The following is a 24,788-nucleotide window of genomic DNA, read 5'->3' as shown; positions in this document are numbered from 1 at the left end:
CCATCTCCCCGGCCCATTCCCCCTGCATGCCTACAAGACTGGCCCCAACTCCACCGAGCCGGGGCCAGAACCCGAGATTTTCAGCAGCCTTCTAGCCGAACACCCCGGCGGCGGCTACCACGCGTACGCGCAGATCCGCTTCCACCCCGAAGACGGCTGCTTCGTCCGCACCACCCGGGACCCAGTAGGCCACGGCCCGGTCGAGGAACTGCGCTGGTTCGACCCCGTGCTGACGGCGCACGCAGAGTCGAGCACGGCGCTCAACAATCATCTGCGGTACTTCCGCAAGCACTTCTCCGGCACCGAGCTGGAGTTCAAGTACACCCTCGACCCGGCACCGGACATCTGGTCCGCGTCCATGGAACTGCTCAAGGCACTGCGCGACGGCAAGTTGGAAGGCTGCCGTCCGGAGTACCGGGAAGAGTTCCAGATCCACCACACCGAGAACCATCTGTTCGACGTCACCGGCCCCGAGCCCGAGATCGGCTACGCCTCCTTCATCCCCACCGTCACCGCCGGGCACGTGCTGAAGCGAAAGTGGTTCACCGAGGACGCCTTCGCCCGCCGCGAGGAACTCACCCCTGGCCTCGACATCACCCCCGACCGCTTCGAGACGTTCCTGCGCGAAGACCTGAACCTCCAGGTCCGGGCCATGCCGCCCTTCCAGCGCGTCCGCTACGACATCCAGTGCGAGTCGCTGCGCACCGGACACGTCTACGGCATCTTCCTCGACCGCTGCGCCCTCCTGGCGGCCCCCGACGTGGTGCTCTCCCAGTGCGAGCTGGAGTACCTCCGCTCACGCAGCATCCTCGACCACGACCAGGACGAGATCCTCATCGAGATGAAGCGGATCGACAGCTGGCTCTGCGAGTACCTCGCCAGTCACGGTTGGGCCGCCGAGCACACCTTCTACTCCAAGCGCAGCTTCCTTCGCGACGCCATCGCCCTCCGCCCGGACCTCGCCACGCCATGACTGACCAAGCGCCCCCCGGCAATCCCCCGCAGGAGGTACCGCAACCCACATGAGTGATCGAACACTGCATCACAGCCCGCCCCAACCGACGGCACAAGGAGAGAGCCCGATATTCGAAATCATGTTCTAGATTTCGCCCCCCTCCACCCGTTACGGCTACAGCAGGGCCGCCGTTACCCGATCACCTGTCCGCATCTCGCCCCGAGGAGTCCCCATGCATCCCGTACGCCGCCCTGGACTCGTTCATCCTGCGTTCGAAAATGCCGCTACCTCCTCGGGCGCCAGCCTTCGCCTCACCTCCGGTCGCGCAGCTCTGCTCGCCGACGGGTCACGACCGGATACGAGGTACCTGGCATGACGCAGCCCACACCTCTCCCGTCCTCCGTCCTCACCCATAGCTTTCGGCACGGCGGTGCCCTCATGACCAACGGTCGGCACACCGTAGAACGCCTGGTACAGGAGGGCCGCCCGTGAGCGACTCGCCTCACCGTCTGATCGCCGACGTGGCACAGGTCCTGCTCCGTACGAACGGCGCCGCCCTGTGCGTACGCCGCGCACTGGACGCCGCCCTCGCACCAGGACAGCTCACTGTCGTGGGCGGCCACCTGCAAGTCGGCGAACCACTCGACCATGCTGCGCGACGCGAGGCCATGGAGGAGGTGGGGGTCCTTATCACTACTGAGCAGCAGGAGTTCTGCGGGCTAATCCACCACCACGACTCCGACGGTGGCCCGGACCGGATCACCGCCGTGTTCGTGGCGCAGTCCTGGACGGGTGAGCCGTACAACGCCGAGCCACACAAGCACGAAGGGCTCTTCTGGGTACCGATGGAACGACCGTCGCCGGACTGTCACCCCTACACCGCCACCATCTTCCACAAGCTCACCCACGGCCCGTCCTACCGGGCCATCAACTGGCCTGCGGGAGGCGCCCGGTGAAGAGATTCTTCGGCCCGGTCACGATGGCCGATCCGCAGGTCTCCGACGCCGAACACGAGCTGTTCGGCGGCCCCCTGCGCTACGACATGGGCTGGTCCCAGCACGAGCACGCGACCTTGGACCTGACCATGATGTCCGCGCTGCGCTCCATGCCCACACTCGTCGGCGCAACCCTGCGCATGGCGTGGCAGGCCGACCGGCGTGCTCTGCTCTCGGTCGGGGTCAGCGAGATCGGCCAAGGCATCGCCGCAGCCGCCGGCCTGCTCGCCGTCAACGCCGTCATGCACGCTCTGCTCGCCGGCAACGGCAGCGCTGCCGAGCGGCTGCACGCCCTGTTACCCGGCCTGTTGGCCGCCGCCGCTATCGGCGTCATCAACTCCGCCCTGTCCGCCTGGTCCACCTCCCGCGCAGGGCGGCTGGAGCCGAAGGTCGAGCGGATCGCGACCACGCAGTACCTGGCCGCCGCAGCCAGCGTCGAACTGGAAGCCATCGACGATCCCGACTTCCGGCGGCTCGTGGACATCGCCCAGCATGGCCCGGGTTCGGCCCGCCGCATGATCAGCGCCTGCGTAGCCGCGCTGAACGGCCTCATCTCGCTGATCACCACCGCCGGCGTCCTCGCCGTACTCCACCCCGTACTGCTGCCCATGCTGATCCTCATCGCCGCCCCTCGCGGCTGGGGCGCCATGCGCGTGGCCCAGGAACGATACGTGTCGGTGATGAGCTGGATCGAGCACGTGCGGGCCAGCCGCCTGATCGGCAACCTACTCACCGAACGCACCGCCGCCCAGGAAGTCCGCCTCCACGCCGTCGGCGACTTCCTCCTGAGCCGCTACGAGCAGATGGCCGAGAGCGCCGAGGCCGAACAGGAACGCCTCGCCTCCAACAAGGCCCTGACCGAGTGGGTCGCCTCCGCGCTGTCCGGTCTGGCGATGGCGGCGACCTACGGGGCCATGTTCTGGCTGATCATGGCCGGGCACATGAGCCTCGCCGTCGCCGGGACCGCCGTCATCGCGGTACGCACCGGCTCGGCGAGCCTGGGAGCGCTGGTCATGAACATCAACCAGCTCCACGAGGAGAGCCTCTACGTCCGCGACCACGGCCGCTTCCTCACTCAGGCCGCCCAGCGGACGCTGCCCGCCGGCGGTGCGCCCGTACCGGAACGCGTCAGGGAAATCGTTCTGGACCAGGTCACCTACCGCTACCCTGACCGGGACACCGCCGCCCTAGACAGCGTGTCACTGACCCTGCCTATGGGATCGGTCACCGCCGTGGTGGGTGAGAACGGCTCCGGCAAGAGCACCCTGATGAAGATCCTCTCGGGCATGCTGCTTCCCGAGGCCGGCACCCTGCGCTGGGGCGACGCGGACCTCACCGGTCTCGACCGCTCCCAGGTCTTCGAGCGCGTCTCCCTGCTCACCCAGGACTTCCAGCGCTGGCCCGTGACCGCCGCGATGAACATCCGCCTCGGCCGCCCCGACCACCCCGCTACAGACCAGGACCTCAAGCCCTCGGTCAACTACGCCGTTGCCGGCCCCGTCATCGCCAAACTCCCCGACGGCCTGCGCAGTCTGCTGGCCCGCATGTTCCGCGGCGCCATCGAACTGTCCGGCGGCGAATGGCAGAAAGTCGGCCTGGCCCGCACGCACTGGCGCAGTTCAACATCACAGGCAGACGGCGTCCTCATCGTCGACGAACCGACCTCCGCCCTCGACCCCGAAGCCGAAATCGAAGCCTTCGACCGCATCCGCCGCCTCGCCGCACCGAACCGAGCCGTCGTCCTGGTCACCCACCGCATGTCCGGCGTCCGCCACGCCGACCACATCTACGTCCTCAACAACGGACACCTCGCCGAGCACGGCACCCACGACGAACTCATCGCCGCCCGCGGTCGGTACGCCGCCATGTTCGACGCCCAGGCCGCCCAGTACGCCCCGACCGCGACCATCCCGAACCCTGCAACGCCCACCGTCTCGGACCAGGTATGACCCGCACGACCGAAAGACTCGCCGTGACCACGCCCCCCACCACGGACCTCGACGAAGCCACCGCTCTGCGCCACCAACTGGCCGACGAACTGGCCGCCGCCGGACACATCCGCACCCCCGCGGTCGACCGCGCCCTGCGCACCGTGCCCCGGCACGCCTTCGCCCCCGAAAGGCCCCTCCATGCTGCGTACGCCAACGAGATCATCGCCACCCGCCACAGCGACGACGGCACCGTCATCAGCTCCATCTCCGCACCCTGGCTGCAGGCCGACATGCTCGAAGCCGCCCGCATCCAGCCCGGCCACCACGCTTTGGAGATCGGCTCCGGCGGCTACAACGCTGCTCTCATCGCCGAACTCGCCGGCCCGACCGGCCACGTCACCACCCTCGACATCGACCCAGCCGTCACCGACCGGGCCACCCGCTTCCTGACCCAGACCGGATACGGCCGCATCCGCGTGGTCACCGCGGACGCCGAGCACGTGCCTGCCGAGGTGGTGCCGGACGGCGGATTCGACGCCATCGTGGTCACCGTCGACACCTGGGATCTGCCCTGGATCGACGCCCTGGCCGAGGGCGGCCGTCTCGTCGCACCGTTGCGTCTGCACGGGTACCACTGGGCCATCAGCTTCACCAAGCGCGACGGGGCCTTGCACAGCGACGAGCCGCTCATCGTCTGCGGCTTTGTCGCCATGCAGGGCGACGGCGCCTGGCACAGGAATCGCCGCACCGTCCCAGGCACCGGCGTCCACCTGTCCTGGGAAGACGGCACCCCGTTGCCCGTCGACGAACTCGCCCCAGCCCTCACCTGCGAGCCGACCGTGACGCACACCCACGTCACCGTAGGCGGCCAGGAACCCTTCGACGCCCTCACCCTCTACCTCGCCGGCGCCCTGCCGGGCTTTTGCCGCCTCTCGGCCGACTCCGACGGCGACAACGGGGTCCTCAACCCGCCGCCCAAGCACTGGCCCGGCGCCGCGATCGTCCGCGGCAACTCCCTCGCGCGACTGGCCACCGAGCGCATCGGCGACGGAGACGATGGCAAGGGCCTGTACGAGTTCGTTGTCCATGGCCACGGCACCCGAGGACACCTCGCTGCACAGGAGATGGCCGAGCAGGTCCGGCACTGGCAGCACAACCACCGCGGCGCCCTCTGCCCCCGCATCACCGCCCGACCGACCGCCAGTTGCGCCCCGCCGGCCAGAGACCACGAACTGCACGTATTTACCAAGAAGCACACCCGCATCACCGTGGACTGGCCGATCGTTCCCGGCCCCGCTGCACTGCTCATCGACCGAGGGAGCTGCAGCGCCAGATGAACGGCGATACCTCCTGATCACCGCTCCCGGCCCGTGCCGAACCCATGCCCGCCCCACCGATAAGGAAGGCACCGCCAAGTGACCACTCGCGTCTCACGTTCGGATGACGTCGCACCGCGTGCCGCCCTGTCCGCAGGGCAGCACGCCGTCCCCCGGCACACGGTGTGGGTCGGCGCCGCCGCGCTCGTCACTGACCAAGTCGGCCGCGTCCTGCTCGTTCACCCCACCTACCGCGAGGACGACCGGTGGCTGCTGCCCGGAGGAGTCGTCGAACCCGGCGAACACCCGCACGTCGCCTGCCGGCGCGAGATCACCGAGGAACTCGGCCTGACGAGCCTGCCCCTGTCGGGCGTGCTCGCCGTCCACTCCCTCTCCCCGCACCACCCGGACAGCCAGCACAGCACGCCTTTCCCCGGAGAAATCCGGTTCGCTTTCGATGGCGGAACGCTCACTCCAGACCAGGCGGAGGCCATCCGCCTCCCGCGCGAGGAGCTGTCCGAGTACGCCTTCCTGGAGACCCGGGACGCGGTGCAGCGGCTGCGCCCCGTCGACGGGCAGATCATGCTCGCCGCCTACCGTGCACGGCTCGGGAACACAGCCACCGCTCACCTCGCGGACGGCCGGCACATCCTCGACGTCCCGGTACTGGACCGCCATGACGTGCACGTTCGCTACCGGCCTCTGTGGGAGAGCCCCTTCAACCGCGACCCCGTCCCCGAACGGCTCCCCGTGCAGCAAGCCTGGGCGTGGTGCTTCGTCCCCGACGGCCGGGTCGTCCTCTTGGCCGACCCCGGCCCGCGAGGCGCGCTGCCGATGCTAACTGGAGTGCGCGCGGGTTCCTGACGGCCCGGCAGTGGACTGTTCGTGCATGTTGGCAGGTCGGGGGAGTCCGGAAGGACCGTGACCTAGCGCCCTGAATTTCTCGTCCTACTGGCAGATTTCGCGAGTGGTTCATGTAATCTCACGGATCATGGTGGATTCCGGGACCCGCGTGCTGTCTCTGGTCCCGCCGCTCGCCGACGAGGTGCTGTATGAGTCCTCGGATGTGCGGGGCGGGGATCAGGGGCTGGTCGACGTGCTCTCCTTGCAGCGCCGGTACGCCGGTGGTGCGTCGCTGGAGGACGAGCAGGCGTTCTTCATGGATACGCTCGTCGAGTATCAGTGGGCGCGTGATGTGGCGGGTCTGGCCTCCTCGACGCTGGATGCGCTGACGAAGCCGGTCATCGAGGTCTGCGACCACTACCAGCTGGTGCCGTGGCGGCTGACCCCGCGGCATGTGGACGCGTACTTCGCGGGGCCGGGCAAACGGCAGGCGCCGACGGTCCGTTCCAAGCTCAACAAGATCGACCACTTTTTCGCGTTCCTGGAGCAGCGCTACTCCCACGAGATCTTCCGGCAGTTCGGGGTGACGGTCGAGTCTCCGGTCGATCCGTTCAACCGGCAGGCGCATCGAGGGGATTTCGGGCTGCGGGTGCCGCCGTCGGCGCGTGCGACCGGGGAGTTCTTCGCCGCGTGGCGTTCGGACTTGCCGAATGCCCGCAAGGAGGCGGTGGCCTGCCGCGACTACGTGATGTCGAAGATGATCTACATCTCGGGGGTGCGGGCGGCCGAGCTGTGCGGGATGAAGATGTGTGATCTGCACTGGGAGTCGGGGGAGTTCGGGCGGTTCCTGGTGCAGGGCAAGGGGGCTCGCGGGTCGGGGCCCCGGCCGCGGGAGGCATTCATGTTCGCCGAGGGGCGGGCGCTGCTGTGGTGGTACGTCTCCGAGATCCGTGGCCTGTTCGCGGATGATCCCGAACATCCCGAGGCGCCGGTGTGGCCCTCTGAGCGGCTGCCCAAGAGCATCGAGGATCTGTGCATGCCGGTGGCGCCGGCGGTGACGCCCTCCACGTTGCGAAAGGCGCTGAAACGGGCCTCGGCCGCCTATCTGCAGGGCCCGGTCCGGCAGTTGTTCCCGCACCTGCTGCGGCACGCGTGCGCCACGCACCGCTACGAAGGGGGCATGAGTCTGTGGGAGGTGCAGAAGTTGCTGGGGCACGAGTGGACCACGACAACGGTTCGCTACATTTTGTCTGCCCAGGGCGACCCGGAGGTCGCCAGCCGGCAGTCGTCGGCGCGGGCCGCGCAACGCTTGAGGGTCGACGCTGGGAGTCTGTCGTGAAGTGGAATCTGCGGTGGGCTGCCGCCAAGCAGAACATCTGGCGGCCCAGCGAGTTGCTGCCGCGGTTCGCGGAGTTCGGGTTCACGCCGTCGCTGTCGAAGGTGTCGGCGCTGTGGTCCGGTGTCCCGGTCACCGTGCGCCTCGACGATCTCGACAAGATGTGCGCCGCCCTCAACTGCACGGTCGGGGATCTGCTGGAGGCCGACCCCGTCGAACGGATCGCGCCCAGCGGGGAAATGGGGCAGCCGCAGGAGCGCGCGGTCGGAGACAGCGGCCCGGGGCCCCGTCCGGTTCCGCGCCGCGGTGCGGGGCGGCCGCGGTCGCTGCCGCCGAACTGAGCGGCCACGCGGATGGGCAAGCCGAAGCCGCGGACGGACGAGTGCGCGGGCTGCAACGGATGGGGACGGCTGGCGCAGCCGCCGTACTGCTCCCCCTGTCACCAGTGGCGCTCGAAGAGGTACAATCCCGCAGCGGTCTGCCGCCGCTGCGGACGCAACTGGCGCGTCAACGTCGACGGGTTCTGCCGCACGTGCGTCCTGGCCATCATCGACTACGACGCCACCTGGTACTACGACCCCGTGGTAGCGGCCAAGCGGCAGGTTGTCACGCAACTCGCCCTGATCGTGCCGGGGATCACGCTGAAGGCCGCTCCGTTCGGCACCTACCGGCAGCGCAGCGACGGCCGGTACCACCCGCCCGCCTGGGCCCGTGCCCAGCGCCCTACCCCGGTGCGCGACGATCCACGGATCTGCCCGCCCACTGCACCGGGTCAGCTCGCCCTGTTCCCTCCGCCGTACCAGATGCGCCGTGAGCACGCCTTCGATATCCTCGATCGGCCAGAGAGCGAACTCCGAATGTTCGGCGGGTGTTGGAGATACTGCGTTCCTATACGGACCGGCACGCCTACATAGTCGACTGGCGCAGCCAGGCGCAGCGGATGCTGCGTTTGGTCCTGGCAGCCCGCCGCGCGGCTGGCGGCGGACCGGTCGACGGCCGCCTGATCAAGGCTCTGCCCGGATGCCGCCCCATCGTGACCGCGGTCCTCGACCGGGCGGGGCTTCTGGCCGAGGGGACCGACACATACACGCCGCCGCAGTCGGCCGCGCATCGCCGGGCCCGTACCCGCGCGCCGATCTCATGCACGCACTGCCAGGCATGGGGTATCGGACACAGCGAGCTGTGTCGGGGCTGCTACATCTGGTGCGCCCGCCCCCGCCCCGTCGGGGACTGCGTGCGCTGCGGCACGGGTCCGCTGCCACTGCGGGAGGGGTGGTGTCACGGCTGCCTGCGCCACCGCGCCCTCCTCGGCCCCGAGTACGACCACGTCTCGTGGCTGCAACTCCGCCTCACCGAGCGCGGGCTGGACCAGGCCGACGCGCGAGCCATCCTCCGCCCACCCGGACAGAACGCCACCAAGACGGACGAGGAGACAGACCCACACCAGATCACCCCGCCCGTTTTCGTGCCGCACGGCCAGCAGGAACTCTTCCCCGCCGAACGCGACTGGACCCCTCTGAACAGGGCTACCCTTCCCGATCCGCCACCCGAGGCCGCCCGACTGCTGGCCGCTTTCGACGCCCATGCCCGCGCCCACGCCTGGACAGACGACTCACGCCACGCCGCCGCCCACGTCCTGCGCACCGCGGCCACCTGGCTGGGTACGGATGCTCCCTTCGCGGAGTCCGATCTCCGCGCGATCCGCGCCGCTACCGGCCGTGGCAGCCGGTGCCGTCCCCGCGCACTGAATGCCTTCCTTGCCGAACGCGGACTGCTGCTCCCCCAGCCCTGCCCCGCTCCGCGCGCCTCCGAAGCCTTCGTGGAACGGGCTATCGCCGGGTATCCGCCGCGTATCGCCGGTGAACTCGCCTCCTGGGCAGGCCTGTTGCGCGGCCACCCCAACCGGCCACCCACCGAATGGCGCACGCTGCGCAGATACCTCAACTACCTCAAAACGCCGCTCGGCGACTGGGCCCGCCACTACCAGACCCTGCGGCAGGTCACCGCCGACGACATTCACACCGCCGTCACCGCGGTCAAGGGCGCCCGCGCCCACGAACGGGCCGTCGCCCTGCGCTCGATCTTCCGCGCCCTGAAGCAGACCAAGCTCATCTTCACCGACCCCACCCGCGGCCTCAGCGTCACCCGCCACGAACCCCTTCCCGAAACTCTGCCCCCTGACCGCCTCGCCGGACTCCTCGACATCACCGACCGTCCCGCGATCCGCCTCGCTCTCGCCCTGGTCACCCTCCACGCCCTCAACGGCACCGACCTCACCCGCTTGACCCTGGGCGACGTCATCTCCGCCCGCGCTCAACTCCTCATCCGCCGCCCTCATGGCCGTCACACCGTCCACCTTGACGACCTCACCCTCCGCCTTCTGCACACCTGGCTCCGCTACCGCCACCAGCGCTGGCCCCGCACCACCAACCCCCACCTCTTCGTCACCCGCCAAACCGTCATCCATACCGGGCCGACCAGTGCCGACTACTTCCCGGCGAGCTTCCAGCGACTCGGCCTCACCCTCAACGGCCTGCGCACCGACCGCATCCTCGACGAGGCCCGCTACATCGCCGACCCCGTCCACCTCGTCCGTGTCTTCGGCATCTCTATATCCACCGCCATGAAATACCTCCACACCGCCCACCCGCACCGCGCAGGAACCATCCCCCGCTGAATGAGGGAGGGGATGCCCCCCAAGACCAGGCAGCGGTGTGGAGAAGAGCCGCCCTCTCCAAGTGAGGATCGTCGGATGCCGAAGCACCGACGCTCACCAGTCCCGGTTCTCTGCGTCTCGGGCGGAGACGGCTACATCGCATCGAGCCCGGGATCAGGCCACGAACTCCTTCGCCCAGAAGGTCCGGTAGATCAGCTTTCGCGATACCTCCATCAGGTAAGTGATGGCCCGGACCTCGATCTCGGTGAGTTCGGGGTGCCAGATGTCGAACAGCAGCACCGCTCGGCCTTCGTCACTGTCGTTCCACACCTCGTGTTCGAAGGAGTCGTCGAAGACGAATGCCTTGCCGGCTTCCCACTCCCTCGTCTCATCACCGACTCGGATCCGGGCACCCTGCGGGGTCACCAGGCCCAGGTGGCAGCGAAGGTGAGCGTTGGTGAAGCCTGTGTGCGCCGCGATGTGCGTGCCAGGGTCCAGGACCGAGAAGTACGTCATGCCGCAGCCCAACGCGCCGGGAATCGGTTCGAGCACCTTCACGGTTTTCGGGCAGGCATTGAGGTTCCTGGGGTAGGACTTGGCCGAGTGGTAGAGGTAGTGCGCCGACCACCGGCCTTCGTCGGCGAGTTCGGTCGGATTGGCAACAATGCGTTTGCCGACCAGACCGCCTAGGCTCTCGAACTCCGCTGCGATGTCCTCCGTGGCTGCTTCTACATGCGACAGCCACGGGAAGAGATCGTTGTCCCACCAGGCGGCTTCGGACAGGCCCGGGATGAAGAGGTTCGGTTCCTGGCCGCCGCTCATGTGCTCGCTCACTTTGCCCTGGAGAACGATGTCCAGGCCGTTGAGGACCCGCTCCAGTGAGGCACGGTCGACTTCCTGCTCTTCGATCCATCGCTCTAGATAAGCCGGGCTCTCGGCAAGCCACGGTTGCATGCGTTCCTCCAGGCATCGTTGATCGTGGATGTGGCCAGAAGACCAGCGGATAAGGTCAGTTGGTGGTGAGCATCGCGCTGAGGCTCTCCAGCGCACTTGCTCGCGTCCGCTCACGCGCCGGGCTCTTCGACACGAAGCCGGTGAGCGTGCGACGCAGCGTGTCACCGGCGGTGTGGTCCACCCGACCGATGGTGTGGACGGTGTCCGACTTGACCATCACCAGCCGGTTCGGCTTCGGCACGATCGCAACGGGGCTGGTCGTGCTGCGATCGATACGTGCCTCCATCCGCAGCACCAGGTCGCTCTCGGCGGCCTCGTCCTCGGTCACCGGCTGGGGATCCTCATCGATCAGCTTCAGCTCACCACCCCAAGAGGGGCGCCACCGATCGTGGAGAAAGAGAATGAACTCGCCCTGTCGGCCCAGTCCGGCATCGTTGTGCCAGCCGAGTCGGCTGCCCGCCGGGTACTTCCAGAAGGCGAACATGATCCTGTCCCAATCGGTGCTTGCCTCACCGTAGAAGTGGGCGTACGCACGCACCGCTCGGGCCAATTCCTCGTACACCTTGGGTTGTTCGAGGGCACCCGGTGTCCCGAGATCCGGACCGAAGCGGGCGCCTCGGGAGCGGAAGGCCGACCCGTCCTCGGCCGAGATGACGCTCTCCCGCACGGTGAACGCCGTGCGTTCCATGAGGTCCTGAGCGGCGGCGAAGTCCGGCGCGCTCAGGAAGTCGTCGATGACGATGTAGCGATGTCCCCGCTGTTTTTCGTGCACGTTCCCCACCTCCGGGATCAATGGGTCTGGTTCGGGGCCCCGGACCGAGTTGTCCGGGCCGCCAGGACTGCTTCTCCCCAGCCCGCTACGCACCGCTGCTCAGGAGCGAGTAGCACCTGGTCGGAGATCTCCGCACCGATCGTGTCTTCCAGTCGGGTCGCGAGGGCGATCCAGTCGAGGGAGCTCAGGCCGAGCAGCGAGAGATCACGAGTTCGCAGCTCGCCGTCTTTGGCCAGTTCCTCCGCCTTTGGGGCAGCAATCCCTCGATCGGCCATGACCGCCACGACCAGCCGTGCGACCAGCAGTTCACAAGCTCGGAGCTGCGTCGCGTCTGTCATCTGCTCGCCTTCCGTATCGTCTCGATCAATGCGCCCCGATCCCGCTTGCCTAACGTGGTCAGCGGGAACCGCTCACAGACGACGACCCGCGGCACAGGTACGTCGGCCGGGGACCGGGCAAGGGACGCGAGCAGGTTCTCTTCGGAGGCGTCGCCCTCGACCACGGCGTAGAAGTCTTCGGTCTCGGGGCTGTCGCTGCGGGGCAGGATCAGTAGGAACACGTCCGTCACTCCTGGCACGGTGCGCAGGATGTGCTCGGTTACGTTGGCACGGATGAATCTGCCGTTCAGCCGGAGCGGTCCGCGAGCTCGCTCCTCGAAGTGCACGCAGCCGTCGGTGTCGTGCCGGACGATATCGCCGGTGGGCCATTGCGCCAGGGGGGCGTGTTCGTCACCGAAATAGCCCTCTACTGGTGCGGACGATTGCAGGATTAGCTCTCCACGCTCGCCCGGTGACGGCGCGACGATGTCGACCCCCGGTACCGGTCGGCCCATTCCCCGGTCTCCGAAGAAGGTGCCCCCGGTTTCGGTGGAGCCGTACCCGCGCAGCAGCGGTATTCCGAACCGCTTCCTGAACGCCTCGTCGAGATCGTCCGGCACCGGGCCGGCACCTGCCATCGCGGCACGCGGGCCGGACTCGCCGTGCTGTCGAGTCTCGACCAACAACCGGGCCACAGGTGGGGTGACGGCCAGAACCGACACGGTTCCGGAGTCGGTCTTACGAGCCAGAGTGCTTGCCCGGACGAAGGGAGTGACGTCGACGTCGCATCCGCTGAGGAGCGCGCCCATGGTGACGCCCCAGCCGAAGGAATGCACGAGGGGCACCGGGATCGCTACGCGGTCGCCGGGGACCAGTCCCAGACCCGTTCGGTAGCCTTCCGCGTCCTGCTGCACGCTGGCCACACCGCGGCGGGCGATTTTGGGATGGTCAGTACTGCCCGAACTCAGGTGGAGCACCGCTGTGGTGTCCAGCCGGATGGCCCTGCGCCCAGGGGCAGCCGGGAGCACGGCCAGGGTCTCTGTGACCTGGCAGGCATCAAGACAGGTCTGGACGGCCTCATTGTCCTGAGGGGGTTCCTGGGACGGTACGGGCAGGGGCACCGCGTCCAGCTGCCAGATTGCCATGGTGGCCACCACCAGGTCGCGGCCTTGCAAGCCCCTGAGCACCACGATGTTGCCGGGCTGCACGCCGGCCTGTTCCAAGCGGTCGCGGAGCAAGTGGTAGGAGGATCCGGCGGCGTTGATGTGCTCGCCGTCGACATGGACTCCGTGCGCCAAAATGCGTGTTACCAGATCTTGACGCCCCTGCGAATTCACCGTACTGCCTCCGGCTCCTGCGCTTCCGTCGGACCAAGGCCGGAGGTCATCACTCGGTCGATGGTGAGGATGGGCAGGACCGTCGCTACGCTGCCGACCACGCCGACCCACAGCGTCTCGGTGACGCCGATCGCCGAGCCGAGCCAGCCCGCCACCAGCGCCGCCAGCGGCATGCTGCCCCAGACGACGAACCGGATCGAGGCGTTCATTCGGCCCAGGAGGTTCTTGGGGCAGAGCGTCTGCCGGAGGCTGACCTGGGTCACGTTGAAGAGCAGTGCGCCAACGGTCATGCCGAACTCGCCGAACAACAGGACCGCTCCCGCAAGAACCTTGCTGTGCGGGGCGACGACGGCCGCCACGGGGTTGGCGACGGTGAAGAACGCTGCCGTGAGCAGGCCGCAGGACATCACCGCGCCTACGCTGAAGCGTTGCCGGGCCTTGGGGGCGAGCAGTGCCCCCAGTACGCCTCCTGCGGCACCACAGGTCATGACGAGTCCCAGCATGAACGAGTCGAAACCGATGGTGCGCATGACGAGGACAGGCACCAGGGTGGAGACCATAGTGGCGAAGAAGTTGGACACCCCCATGGAGAACGCGAGCCGCCGGATGACGGGCTGGTCCCGGACGAACCGCAGGCCCTCCCCGATGTCAGCCAGCAGGTGGCCCTTGGCCCCGGCGGCCGGAGCGGGCTTCTGCTCAGCGTCCTTGGTCACACTGAGGGAGAGGAAGCTGACGAGATAGGCGAAAGCGTCAACGAGCATGACGACGGGCGCGCTGACGACCCGCATGAGCAGGCCGGCCAGAGCTGGGCCACCGAGGGTCGACACCTGGGCCGTTGCCTCAAGGCGTGCGTTGGCGGCACCGATGTCCTCCTCGGGTACCAGGACCGGCACGTACGACTGGTAGGCGACGTCGAAGAAGACGCTCACCACGCCCACGAGGACGGCGACGACGTAGAGCACCTCTATCCGCAGGTCGCCCGTCAGCCAAAGCAGCGGGACCGCGAGGATGGTGACGCAACGTGTGAGAGCCGCCCACATCATCGTCTTGCGCTTGAGTAGCCGGTCCACCCACGCACCCGCGGGAAGGCCGATGAGGAGGTAACAGACAGTGGAAGCCGCTCCGAGTACTCCGACCTGCCGCGTGTTGGCGTCGAGGAGTTCGACGGCGGTCACGGACAAACCGAGGGTGCCGATCCGAGTCCCGAACTGCGAGAGCGTCTGCCCGAACCAGAAGCGTCTGAAGTTTGTGGATGCCACGGAGTAGGTGCTCACGACACTCGCTTTCGGCCGCCCGCCCCCACGGGGACATCGGTGCTCGCGTCGGGGTCCAGGAACACCGAACCACGCAGGCGCAAGCCCGAGGCCCTGGTCAAATCCTCGACGTGTCGTTTCCTCACCACGTAGCGGTCCTTGCCGTAGATCAGGTAGCGCTGCTGGTCGCTGTCGCCGGTGAAATTCACTGTCATGACGTTGGCGCCGGCCTCCAGACCCCGGGACTGCCCACCGGCAGAAGTCTTCTCCAGGGCGCTCACGGACGGGATCAGCATCTGAGGCCGGTGAAGCCGCAGGACGGCGATCGTGTTGAGCGCGAGCTCGTTGGATCCGGCGGGCTCCAGCTGCAGGGGCGTATTCGGTGCCGGTACGAAGGGAGCCACACTGCACATGTGCGCCCCGAGCGACTGAGCCAACTCGATGTCGTCGACGATGCTCTCCAAGGACTGCCCCGGCAAACTGGAGATCAGGCCAGTACCTACCCGGTAGCCGAGGTCCAGCAGATCCCTGAAGCAACGCAGGCGCTCGTCCAGTGACTCGTGGCGGATCGCCTTGTGCAGGTCAGGGTCGCTCGTCTCGTGCTTGAGGATATAGCTCGTAGCCCCCAGGTCGCGCAGGCGCTCGTACTGGCTCCGACGCAAGTTGCCGAGATTCAGGAGGATCTCGACACGGCCGTCGAACAGCTCGCGGATGCGCGGGATGGCGTCCTCCATGGTGGCGAGGTTGCGAGGCGTTTCGCCACCTTGGAGAAGGACGATGTCGATTCCGGCTTCCCGGATGTCGCGGGCACGTTCCACTATGTCGTCGCTGCTCATGAAGTAGCGGTCGTTCTCTGGCGTGTTGTCTCGACGCATCGGACAGTAGTCGCAGTTCACCCGGCACACGTTGGTGATCTCGATGACGCCGCGCAAGATCACGGTCGGCCCGAAGTAATCCTCTCTGAGCCGCCGGGCCTCGGCGAAGAGCTCTTCCTGAGCCGGGCCCGTGGCAGTGAGGTACGACCACATTTCAGATCGAGTCAGCATTGCGATACCTCATTTGATTGTCCAGTTCGGTCGGCTCGTTGACGGAGAGTTGCGGCACGTCGAGGTGGACCACCTGTTCGGCGACGAGTCCTGAGTCTGCTGTTTCTTGGAAGGTGCGGTGGACGGTCGCCAGGTCGGGTTCGAAGGGAACTGCCGACACTGTGCCGTTGACAGTCACCGTGATCGTGTGACCGGGAGAGATCCGGTCGCCGTACAGATGGAGCGTGACTCGCTGAGCGCCGCTCGCCCCTATCTCGATCCGGTCCGGAACGGTCCACCGGGCGTGGATCTCGCCGCTTCGTTGCGACATGATGCCGCCGAGGGCCACCCAGTGGGCCCGGCCATGGGCGTCCTCATCGGCCCGGTGGTGGATTTCAAGAGGCTGATTCCCACGTCTCGCCCGGCCCAGCCACTGCTCGATCCTCCGGAACAGCGGGCTGTCCTCCGTAAGTCCAAGTGTGTCCAGGCCATGCGCGCCCTCTGGGACCTCGACATACTGCACGTCTCGATGCCCGAGGTCCTGCAGGGTGCGGACGGACTCACGGTCGAACTCCGCAGGAATACGTGTGTCCTTGCCGCCGTGTACGACGAAGAGGGGAAGCGGAAGTGTGTTGGGCAGCAGGGCCCTTGTCCGTGTGTCCGGCCCGAACGACTCCCAGATGGAGAGGGCTCCATTGAGCGGGACGGCAGCGGCGAAGGAGGGCCAGAACCGCATGCCAAGATTCCAGGTGGCCAGTCCGCCCATGGAAACGCCGGTGAGAACACAGCGATTCGGGTCAGCGTCGAGCGTGGTCCGGGCCCAACGGAGGGCGGCGAGCGGGAAGTCCCGGCCGGCCAGGTCCCAGCGAGGCATGTTGAATCGACTGCCGAAGATGCCGGCCAGGTCAAGGTTGTGTGACGCCTGCGCTGGCTGCTGCGCGGTCGGGGCAAGGACGGCCATCGACAACCTGTCCCCGAGAGCGGTGAAGTAGGGCAGCACCTGCTCCCCACTGCCGCCCGCCCCGTGTAGGACGATCAGAGCCCCGAGCCGTCGACCGGGGCGGTACGGCGGTACGTGCACCGCCATGTCGCTACGTCGGCCGTGTTCGTCCGACAGCTCTACCGTGCCCGACCACGCACGCCATTCGCCACCATCGGAGTGGCCAAGCAGCTTGCGCAACTGGGCCGCGTCGATGCCGTGGCGACTGAGTTCGGCGTGTGCCTTCTCCGAGTCGGGGTGCAGGGACAGGGACCGTGCTTCACTCGGCATCATGCGCGGACCTGCCTCCTTCCATCGCGAACTGTGCCCTGGTGAGCGGCCCCAAAGTCCACACGCCCGAGTCGGACGGGAGTCCGGCTGAGGCGGCGCGCCTTCACCGAGGCCAGGAAGAACGCGGCCGACAAATCCGCAGCGGGGACCGGGAACTCCAGGTAGCGCGCGCCCTTAGACCGGGCCACAGGAGCCGCTGCCGAGAGCACGAGGCCGAGGTCTGAGATCGAGCGTGGTGGAAAGCCGCTCAGTACCAGGCGGTGACGGTCGTGAACCCAATGCACGGTCGTGGGCGAGTCATCGGTCAGTAGATCGGCCACCAGCGGAGCCGACTCCGGCAGGTCCACCGTGATCGGACCACAGTCCTGGACGGAAGCTGCGGCATACGGAGCGTCGTCCGGTACCGGTACCTCGAATCGATGCACCAGAGGACCAGCTGATCGCAGCCGCAGCATGCGGGCCAGCGCGGCCTCGGGCTTGTGCGGCTCGACCCAGGCAGCCAGTCCGGCATACCCGCCATTACGAGCGGCGTCACGCAGCGCGAACGCCAGCTCCAGCGCGGCACCGCTCCCGCGCAGGGGCTCGTTGACGAACACGCCCTTGAGGAGAAGGTAGTTCCCCCACTTCATACTGCGGTGAACAGCGCCCAGATCACCGTTCGGCAAGTCAAGCCCCATCCAGAGATAGTCCCTTCCACCCACGAGTTCCCGGGTCAGGGTGGCGGCGTCCAGCTCTTCGATCTCGACGATCCGGAGGACGCTGTCGACGTCCTCTGGTGTAAGCCGACGCACCTGGCCTGTCTCTGGGAGCCGCTGCGTGCCGTCGGGGGCAGTCATGCGAGTGGAAGCTCTCGACTCAGTGCCAGGTACGGGAATTCCGTGGGCGCAGGCTCTCGCGAGTCCGCCGGGAGCGGCACCTTGGCCATGCGCTTGCTGGAGCTCCTCGCTGCCATGAAATTGAAGAGAACGCTGGGAGGCATGAAACGATTCTCAAGATCCCGGATGATCCACGAGAACGTGTCGGAGTGGAACGGGTAGAACGTCGGAGCAAGCAGATCTTCGTCGGGTATTCCGAGCTGCCTGGCCATGCCAGTCTGGGGCAGGACACGGTAGCCGACATGCATGACCAGTTCACCGTCCTCCAACATGGAATTGATGTACTGGATGCTGTTCCGCACGCTCTCCTCGTCCTCTCCGGGACCACCGAAGACAACGTTCACTCGCGCAGGTATCCCGTGTTTCCTGCACCGTTCGAGACAGCGGTCCACATGCCGAGTGTCAAACGTCTTCCCGAGGAGCTTCATGACTCGATTATCGAGACTATCGGGAGAAATTACGACGAATTCGACTCCGCTCCCGGCGAGCAGTTCAGCGAATTCATCATCGAACGGTTTCGGAGTGAAATATGCCGACCAGGTCAGGCCGGGCAGAGCCAGCTCGGTAATGAGCTCGACGACTTCTTTGGCGTAGCGGAGTTCACTGTTGAAGATTCCGTCGGTGAAGAAGACCCGACGAATGCCTGCGGCATGGATCGCCCGGAGTTCCGACGCGATGAGGTCCAGGGGCTTCAGGTCGCCACTGTTATCGCCGTTGAGATACGCGTACGGGCAATAGACGCACCCCTGGTAACAGGTCTTCCGGCGCGTTTCCACTCCGATCATCGCGCCCTCGAACTGGGTGTAGACCTCCATCAGCGGCTTTGGGTGCCGGAGCACCTCCGTCAAGAAGCCCTCGTATCGGCGGCCCGTGATGTTCTTGCCGAGCCCGCGGTAGTTCTCGGGTGCGGCAAGGATGTCGAGCATGGCCTGTTCGCCGGGGCCAATGACACCTACGTCGAATCCGAGCAGGGCCCGCAGTTGATCGGCGAAGAGGGTATATCCCGGACCTCCGCCGACCAGGAGGGGGCGATGACCGCCGGCCTCATCGAGAGCCGCACGCACTCTGCCGAGGAAGTGCATGTAATGCTCAACATGGCCGTCGCAGGAGATATCGATTGGGTCGATGTTGCGAATGGTGAATCCGATGACGTCCCAGGACTCAGTGGCCCAGGCCAGGTCATCCACGGCTCCGGGATCCTGGACGAAATCAATCAAACGAGTCTGATGGCCTGACAGGTCGAGAGCGTCTTGAACGCACCGCAGACCGATCGGGAAGATCGGTTCGTTACCAGGCATGGGGAGACTGGCCAGATTGACCAATGCGACGCGGGCCATCTCGGTCCTCTCTGGAAGGCACTGCACTACTACGAACACACGAACAGCGGGGGCAGGCCCCACGCAAGGCAACCTGCCCCCCTCTGTCCGTGGATTGCTCACCCCGCGCGCAAGGAATGGCGTGGACACCGCTATGCAACGTGTCGACCCCTGCGCGCCGTGGTTCGAATCAGGCGCAGGAAGGCGCCGACATCGTGTGCAGGAAGTCGGAGTCGACGAGGTCGAACAGCGCCTCACAGAGCTTGTCGAAACGCTCCGGGTCGACCGCCATGAGGACCTGAATGGCCTCCTTCTCCATCAGCATGTCCGACGCTTCGAGGGCCTCGCGGGCATTGTTGGCCAGGTGCGCCGCGAAGTCCTCGTCGTGGCTGAGGCGCCCGATAAGCGCCTCCATCGTGACGGCCGCCTTGTTGGCGTCCGAGATCTGCTCGGCGGAGTACTCGACTACTTGCTGTGACATTTGTCCTCCTCTTCCCCCGTGGACCGGGGGACAGGCAGCAACGGCGGAAAGTGAGCCGCATGAGAGCCAGCCTCGGGTGATCGAACGCCGTTAGCTGAACCGTTTACGTTCATTGGCTGACTACCCGTGATCAAGCTCAGCTTGCGACCCTGTAGATCCTTGTTGATCGAGTGACGAATGTCATCGACGCCTCGCGTGTTTGGCCCAAAAGGCCCGAGCAGCGCAGCAATGTTTAAAATCCTGGGTGATGCTCTGCTGCAGGCCGGAGGCTATTCGACCGGATGCGGTTGATGGTTCAGGGGTGCATGCATGGGCCAACTGATGGCGTGATCCCATCGCTTTGCCAGCTTCGAGCACCTCGCATGGATACCCTTTTCGGCCGGTTCACTGAATACGCATAGAGCACCCTTATTTAACCCCTAAGTCCAATTCTGAAACTAGCTCGAAATGGAATCTTTGCTATCGATTGGTAGACGTGGAGTCGGATCAGCTGCGCGGACTTCGAGTCCGGGCGGACCCCTTCATCGCTCGGCCGCCTTCATCGACGGGCTTGCACTTGATCGTGCGCCCGTGATAGGGGCCTGGCCGTTGAACGCCGCAACGTCGCGCGGAGGGATTCAGCGCACGGATCAGAGGGCGAGCCGGGTTCGTCCCTCCACAGCCAACGCGCCCGCGTCGAATGATCGCCACGGAGTGCAACCGTCAATTGCGTGACGGAGCCAAAGTGTTGACAGCCACTTCTCCACGGCGCGGGTCACCTCTTCGTCGGGCTCGTGGGCCAGGAACCCGCGCTACGCTTTGCGTTGATGCGTTTTCTCTCGCGTGGGTTCGTTGCATCCTCGCTCCAGTTTCTGACGAACCCGCTCGCTTCCCCCGGGGAGCAATGCTCAGGACTTGTGGATCGGTTCCAGGAGGGCACGCGGAAGGCGTACCTTCCCGAATGATCCTGTGATGGTCACCGAGTAGGCCCGCGTTCGCAGCGCGGGTCGGGAAGGGTGAAGTAGGCCGCCGACGAGGTGCCTGAACTGGCCCTTTTCCGACGGCCCCTTCCCGAACCGGGCGTGCGACTTATGACCGCACCCGGCTCTCCAGTGTCGTGCTTCGCGCGTTCTGCCCGGTCGGCCGTCCGTTGTGGATGGCGTGGTGGCAGCTGCGGCAGACGATCAGTGTCTTGCGCTGGCGACTGGCCATGCGCTCGGCCCAGGCGGGCATGGGTGCCCGCCCTTTCCTCCGGAGATCCTTCAGATGCCGGACGTGGTGCACTTCGATGTTCCGCGCGGAGCCGCAGAGTTCACAAGCTCCCGCGAGGAGTCGTTGCACCAGTTCGGACCGTTGGTTGTTCCAGACCTTCGGAGGCTGGTCGTCAAGGGTGCGGACCCTGGTCCTGCGGGCCAGGGAGATCCCACCCCACTGGGCCACCAACGGCTTTCGGCCGTCGTCCCTCTCGATGGTGACCCGCAGTCCCGCGCGGGGGCCGCGGTCTGTGGCCAGCACGGCACGATAGCGCTGGTAGACCTCGGGGACGCTGATGCGGTACTTGTGCGCCAGCGTCTTGGTCAGCGAGCACTGCATGACGTACTTCAGCCACTCGAACGGGTGCCGGTTGATCGCCAGTTGGTAGTAGTTCACGACACCCCGGTACTCCGCCTGGTACTGAGCGATGATCGAGAAATCGCTGTCGGTCATCCGCTCGGCCCGGTGGATCGGTTTGCCGTGTCGGAGGTAGGGCCTGGCCTTTGTGCGGGCGACACCTGGAGGCACCTTGAGCCCGACCTGCGCGTTGATGCTGCGCCAGCCGTGCCGGGAGTGCTTGGTGTCGCTGTGAAAGACCACGATCTCGTAGCCGAGGAAGCGGGCGGGCTGTGTCCGTCCGTGGCTGATCAGGGTCTTGGTCGGGGAGAGTTCCAGCTTCAGCTCGGAACGCAGGAACTCGCCGATCTCAGCCTTGATCATCTCGGCCTCCCGCTTGGGACCGGTGAATCCCAGCAACCAGTCGTCCGCGTAACGGCAGTAGTGGAGCCGCCGGAACCCGGGGTCGTTCGGATCACGCGAGGGCAGCTGCTGCATCTGCTGCCACAGCATCCGCGCTGCCTCTCGGTTCCCGATCTTCCCCTGGTAGCGGGCGGCGTCGCGCAGCCGCATGTACGCACGGTTGAACTGGCGCTGTTTTCCCCGGTTATGGGCGGGCAGCAGGTGCGACTCGATGTACTTGTCCAGCCGGTCCAGGTAGATATTTGAGAGGACGGGCGAGATCACTCCGCCTTGCGGACAGCCGCTGAGCGTTGCGTGGTAGCGCCATTCCTCCAGGTATCCGGCCCGGAGCAGTCCGTCGATGAGACGCAGGAACCGGCCGTCGTGGATCTTCTCGGCCAGGATCGACCTCATGATCGGATGGTCGAGGGACCCGAAGCAGTCGGTGATGTCGCCCTCGATGAACCATGTCGTGCCCCGCCAGTCGGGGCTGACGCTCTGCAAGGCGGTGTGGCAGCCTCGTCCGGGCCGGAACCCGTGCGAGTGGCCGGAGAACTGCGGCTCGTAGTACGCCTCCAGCAGGAGCCGGATCACTTCTTGCAGCAGTTTGTCCGTCCATGACGTCACGCCGAGCGGCCGCTTCTTCGCTGACCCCTTCTTTTCGATGTAGACACGGCGCGTCGGCGTCCAGCGGTATCGCTCCATGCGGAGCGCGTCGATGACGGCCTGGATCTTTGCCAGGCACATCCCGTCCGCTGTTTCTGTCGTGCTGCCCGGGGTCATGGCCCCCGCATTGCGGTAGATCCGCCCATAGGCGAGCAGGTACAACTCCGGGTTGAACAGGCACCTATAGAGTCGTTCCAGCGGCAACCCCTTCCTGCCGCGTGCGCGGATGATCTCCAGTACGGCTTCGGCGCTCTGCATTTCGCATACCTCGCCACCATGGATGATCTGCTGACACCTGGGTCCCTTTGCCCATGTGGACGGCTTTCCCGTCCTCCCTGGCCGGTCGTGACTCCGGCGACTACTACGGACCCTCCGTCGCCATAGGACTCGCGTCCCGTAGGCGATCCCGTATTCCCCTTGCGCTGGACGTATCGAGTGCGACGTAGGCGGCCTGGTCCATCCCCTTGGGCGAGCTCATTGCCCGCTGCCCGCCGGCCGGAAGGATTGGGGCCATGGCGTGCCTCTGCGGCCTTGTACCGGCGGCTCCGACATCAGGCGTCGTGTCGGAGGATGACCACTTGCATCTCTGGAGACTCAGGCTTCAAGCAGTCTGGCGCAGGGTAGGCCACGCGGCGAGGTATCCGAATCAGACCCTTTTCCGCATGGCCCCCCACCCAGGGGCCTGCCGATCAATAACTCGTCGATCTTGCTGGGGATTACGGGAGGGTGGGGTCGTGCCCGGCGATCGCGGCGAGTTGTTGTGCCGTGGTCACTGTGAGGGCGCCGACCGGGACCTTGTGCCCGAGCGCGGCGAGCACGGGGGTGACCTCCTGGAGGGTCGCGCCGATTCTGCTCTTGGCCAGACTGGTCGCCTCGGCGAGAACGGCGTTCGTCATGGACCAGCGCCTCTTGAGGAGGAAGACGACAAGCTGGTCGGAGACGGAGAGCCGTCTGCCGCCGGCGCCGGGGCCGCCGTCGGGGCGTTTCCCGGGCAGGAAGATCGGCGGGTGCTCGGCACGCCAGGCTCGGTAGCGGACGGCGAGATCGTCAAAGGCGGCGGGCTCGAGTCCGGTGAGGCTGGGGTGCCGCAGCCAGGCGGGGAGCTTGTCCCCGGTGGGGAAGCGCCCGAACTCGGCGCTGGGCGGGGGCGGTTCGGGAGCGAGCGGTTCGGGGCGCAACGTGTAGTTCCACGTGCCGTGCCACTCGTGCGGCGTCAGGGGCAGGCGCTCCATGACGGTGTCGGGGACGGTGACGCCGGTGGGGTAGGCGCCGGGGTCGAGCTCGGCATGGACGGACAGTCCGCTGCGTGTCGTGGTCGCTCCGATGGTGCTGACGACGACTTCGTGGCTGGTCAGGGGCCTGCCACGCCAGTTGATACTGATCTGTGAGAACAGCCGGTGCTCTATTTTGTTCCACTTCGATGTTCCCGGTGGAAAGTGACAGACAGTCACATCAAGGCCCGACTCATAGGCGAAATCGGCGAGTTCCTTCTTCCAGGCACGCACACGGTAGCCGTTGGAGCCTCCGGCGTCGGCGGTGACCAACAGGCGAGAAGCGTGCGGGTAGCGGCGGCGCCCCTCACCGTTCCACCAGCGACGCAAAGTGGCCACCGCGAAGGCAGAGGTATCCCCGTCGCAGCCCACCGACACCCAGCCGGTATCCGCGCCGATGTCGTAGATCCCGTACGGCACCGCTTTCTGGGCACCCTTCTCGGGGAAGTCGTGCGCGCGGACCTGCACCGGCTGCCCGGCGCGATGCCACTCGCGTCCGATGACCGCGTAGTTGCCCAGCGTCTCCTTCTTCTTGGCATCCACGCTGATGACCGGCTGCCCGTCGGCGAGGTACGCCGTGACCTGGTCGTTGATGTAGCGGAACTGGGCGTCCCGGTCCGGATGCCGGGCCCCCTCGGTGGTCCTCGAGGTGCCCTGCAGGGAGAAGCCCTCCGCCTTCAACAGCGTGGCCACCGTGTCCGAAGCGACCCGGTGCCCCTGGCGCGTCAGCTCGGCCGCCAGATTCCGGGTGGACTTCACCGTCCACAGCAGCGGAGATTCCGGGTCGCCGCGCTGGTCCGGCTCGACCAGCGCCAGCAACGCGGGCACCAGCCCCGGATCGGCCTCCCGCAAGGGCTTCCGACCCGCGCCCGGTGCCCGGACCCGGCCAGCGGGTTTCTCCGCGTGCTCCAGCTCCCGCTTCCCGCGCGACACCGTGGACTCCGCCACCCCGGCCGCTCCGGCCACCATGCGGATCCCGCCGTGGCCCAGAACGCGGGCCGCGGCGCCCAGCGCCAGGCGCTGCTGGCGCTCATCGAGATGCGGCAGCAACAGCCCGAACGCATCCACCAGCTCTGCCTTCGTCCCCTCCGACACCCCCGCATCCTACGACCCAACAGGCCACGAAAACCGAAGAGTTATTGATCGGCAGGTGCCAGGGGCCGTTGCATGATCGCGTTTCGTCCGGAGTGCCGTGCTGGCCCGTCCTTGGAGGGGACATCCCGGTTCGGGCGGGGCGGACGCAGTGCA

21 protein-coding genes are annotated in these 24,788 nt (G+C 66.7%); 9 read left to right on the top strand and 12 right to left on the bottom strand.

Going from position 1 to position 24,788, the window contains the following annotated elements; all coding sequences use genetic code 11:
* The 9 genes from ABTY98_RS40905 to ABTY98_RS40865 all read left to right on the top strand — a co-directional run.
* The coding region (locus ABTY98_RS40905; RefSeq protein WP_352226251.1) for a hypothetical protein at positions 1–973 on the top strand (973 nt) is incomplete at its 5' end.
* Between the two features lie 470 nt (positions 974–1,443).
* A complete protein-coding gene (locus tag ABTY98_RS40900) occupies positions 1,444–1,911 on the top strand; it encodes an NUDIX domain-containing protein (protein ID WP_352226250.1) in 468 nt (155 codons plus the stop codon).
* A complete protein-coding gene (locus ABTY98_RS40895) occupies positions 1,908–3,899 on the top strand; it encodes an ABC transporter ATP-binding protein (RefSeq protein ID WP_352226249.1) in 1,992 nt (663 codons plus the stop codon). The genes ABTY98_RS40900 and ABTY98_RS40895 overlap by 4 nt, the downstream gene beginning before the upstream one ends.
* On the top strand, positions 3,896–5,218 hold the full coding sequence (fxlM, locus tag ABTY98_RS40890; RefSeq protein ID WP_352226248.1) for a methyltransferase, FxLD system: 1,323 nt from the start codon (positions 3,896–3,898) through the stop codon (positions 5,216–5,218). Before ABTY98_RS40895 ends, fxlM begins: the two co-directional genes overlap by 4 nt.
* A gap of 78 nt (positions 5,219–5,296) precedes the next feature.
* Positions 5,297–6,061 (top strand): NUDIX domain-containing protein, encoded by a 765-nt coding sequence (locus ABTY98_RS40885; RefSeq protein ID WP_352226247.1) that lies wholly within the window; start codon positions 5,297–5,299, stop codon positions 6,059–6,061.
* Positions 6,062–6,188: 127 nt separating this feature from the next.
* On the top strand, positions 6,189–7,379 hold the full coding sequence (locus ABTY98_RS40880) for a site-specific integrase (RefSeq protein WP_352226246.1): 1,191 nt from the start codon (positions 6,189–6,191) through the stop codon (positions 7,377–7,379).
* Positions 7,376–7,717 carry a helix-turn-helix domain-containing protein gene (locus tag ABTY98_RS40875; RefSeq protein ID WP_352226245.1) on the top strand — a complete coding sequence of 114 codons (342 nt, stop codon included), beginning with the start codon at positions 7,376–7,378 and terminating at the stop codon, positions 7,715–7,717. The genes ABTY98_RS40880 and ABTY98_RS40875 overlap by 4 nt, the downstream gene beginning before the upstream one ends.
* A 12-nt stretch (positions 7,718–7,729) precedes the next feature.
* Positions 7,730–8,290 carry a hypothetical protein gene (locus tag ABTY98_RS40870; RefSeq protein ID WP_352226244.1) on the top strand — a complete coding sequence of 187 codons (561 nt, stop codon included), beginning with the start codon at positions 7,730–7,732 and terminating at the stop codon, positions 8,288–8,290.
* The gene (locus ABTY98_RS40865; RefSeq protein ID WP_352226243.1) at positions 8,245–10,053 is read left to right on the top strand and encodes a site-specific integrase; all 1,809 of its coding nucleotides are present in this window, start codon (positions 8,245–8,247) and stop codon (positions 10,051–10,053) included. Before ABTY98_RS40870 ends, ABTY98_RS40865 begins: the two co-directional genes overlap by 46 nt.
* Before the next feature lie 153 nt (positions 10,054–10,206).
* On the opposite strand, the gene ABTY98_RS40860 is transcribed toward ABTY98_RS40865, so the two are convergent.
* From ABTY98_RS40860 to ABTY98_RS40805, 12 genes are all read right to left on the bottom strand, one after another.
* A complete protein-coding gene (locus ABTY98_RS40860) occupies positions 10,207–10,986 on the bottom strand; it encodes an aspartyl/asparaginyl beta-hydroxylase domain-containing protein (protein ID WP_352226242.1) in 780 nt (259 codons plus the stop codon).
* A 55-nt stretch (positions 10,987–11,041) separates the two neighbouring features.
* Complete coding sequence (locus ABTY98_RS40855; protein ID WP_352226241.1) at positions 11,042–11,758, bottom strand: 2OG-Fe(II) oxygenase; 717 nt, start codon at positions 11,756–11,758, stop codon at positions 11,042–11,044.
* Positions 11,759–11,775: 17 nt separating this feature from the next.
* Complete coding sequence (locus ABTY98_RS40850; RefSeq protein ID WP_352226240.1) at positions 11,776–12,096, bottom strand: phosphopantetheine-binding protein; 321 nt, start codon at positions 12,094–12,096, stop codon at positions 11,776–11,778.
* Positions 12,093–13,412, bottom strand: a complete 1,320-nt coding sequence (locus ABTY98_RS40845) for a class I adenylate-forming enzyme family protein (protein WP_352226239.1) — start codon at positions 13,410–13,412, stop codon at positions 12,093–12,095. Before ABTY98_RS40845 ends, ABTY98_RS40850 begins: the two co-directional genes overlap by 4 nt.
* Positions 13,409–14,671: an MFS transporter gene (locus ABTY98_RS40840; protein ID WP_352226238.1), complete on the bottom strand. Its 1,263-nt coding sequence runs from the start codon at positions 14,669–14,671 to the stop codon at positions 13,409–13,411. The genes ABTY98_RS40845 and ABTY98_RS40840 overlap by 4 nt, the downstream gene beginning before the upstream one ends.
* An 11-nt stretch (positions 14,672–14,682) precedes the next feature.
* Positions 14,683–15,711: a biotin synthase BioB gene (locus tag ABTY98_RS40835; RefSeq protein ID WP_352226237.1), complete on the bottom strand. Its 1,029-nt coding sequence runs from the start codon at positions 15,709–15,711 to the stop codon at positions 14,683–14,685.
* Positions 15,695–16,870 carry a hypothetical protein gene (locus tag ABTY98_RS40830; RefSeq protein WP_352226236.1) on the bottom strand — a complete coding sequence of 392 codons (1,176 nt, stop codon included), beginning with the start codon at positions 16,868–16,870 and terminating at the stop codon, positions 15,695–15,697. Before ABTY98_RS40830 ends, ABTY98_RS40835 begins: the two co-directional genes overlap by 17 nt.
* An 89-nt stretch (positions 16,871–16,959) precedes the next feature.
* A complete protein-coding gene (locus tag ABTY98_RS40825; protein ID WP_352226235.1) occupies positions 16,960–17,796 on the bottom strand; it encodes a hypothetical protein in 837 nt (278 codons plus the stop codon).
* On the bottom strand, positions 17,793–19,133 hold the full coding sequence (locus ABTY98_RS40820; RefSeq protein WP_352226253.1) for a B12-binding domain-containing radical SAM protein: 1,341 nt from the start codon (positions 19,131–19,133) through the stop codon (positions 17,793–17,795). Before ABTY98_RS40820 ends, ABTY98_RS40825 begins: the two co-directional genes overlap by 4 nt.
* Positions 19,134–19,341: 208 nt before the next feature.
* Positions 19,342–19,632, bottom strand: a complete 291-nt coding sequence (locus tag ABTY98_RS40815) for a hypothetical protein (protein ID WP_352226234.1) — start codon at positions 19,630–19,632, stop codon at positions 19,342–19,344.
* A gap of 1,068 nt (positions 19,633–20,700) precedes the next feature.
* Positions 20,701–22,527 (bottom strand): reverse transcriptase/maturase family protein, encoded by a 1,827-nt coding sequence (locus ABTY98_RS40810; RefSeq protein ID WP_352226233.1) that lies wholly within the window; start codon positions 22,525–22,527, stop codon positions 20,701–20,703.
* Between the two features lie 458 nt (positions 22,528–22,985).
* A complete protein-coding gene (locus ABTY98_RS40805; RefSeq protein ID WP_352226252.1) occupies positions 22,986–24,608 on the bottom strand; it encodes an ISAzo13 family transposase in 1,623 nt (540 codons plus the stop codon).
* Positions 24,609–24,788 lie beyond the last annotated feature (180 nt).

This window comes from Streptomyces sp. NPDC096040, from assembly GCF_040303265.1.
Classification (GTDB): domain Bacteria; phylum Actinomycetota; class Actinomycetes; order Streptomycetales; family Streptomycetaceae; genus Streptomyces.
The sequence above is the reverse complement of the archived record's forward strand: the minus strand, read 5'-3'. Positions and strand labels throughout refer to the sequence as shown.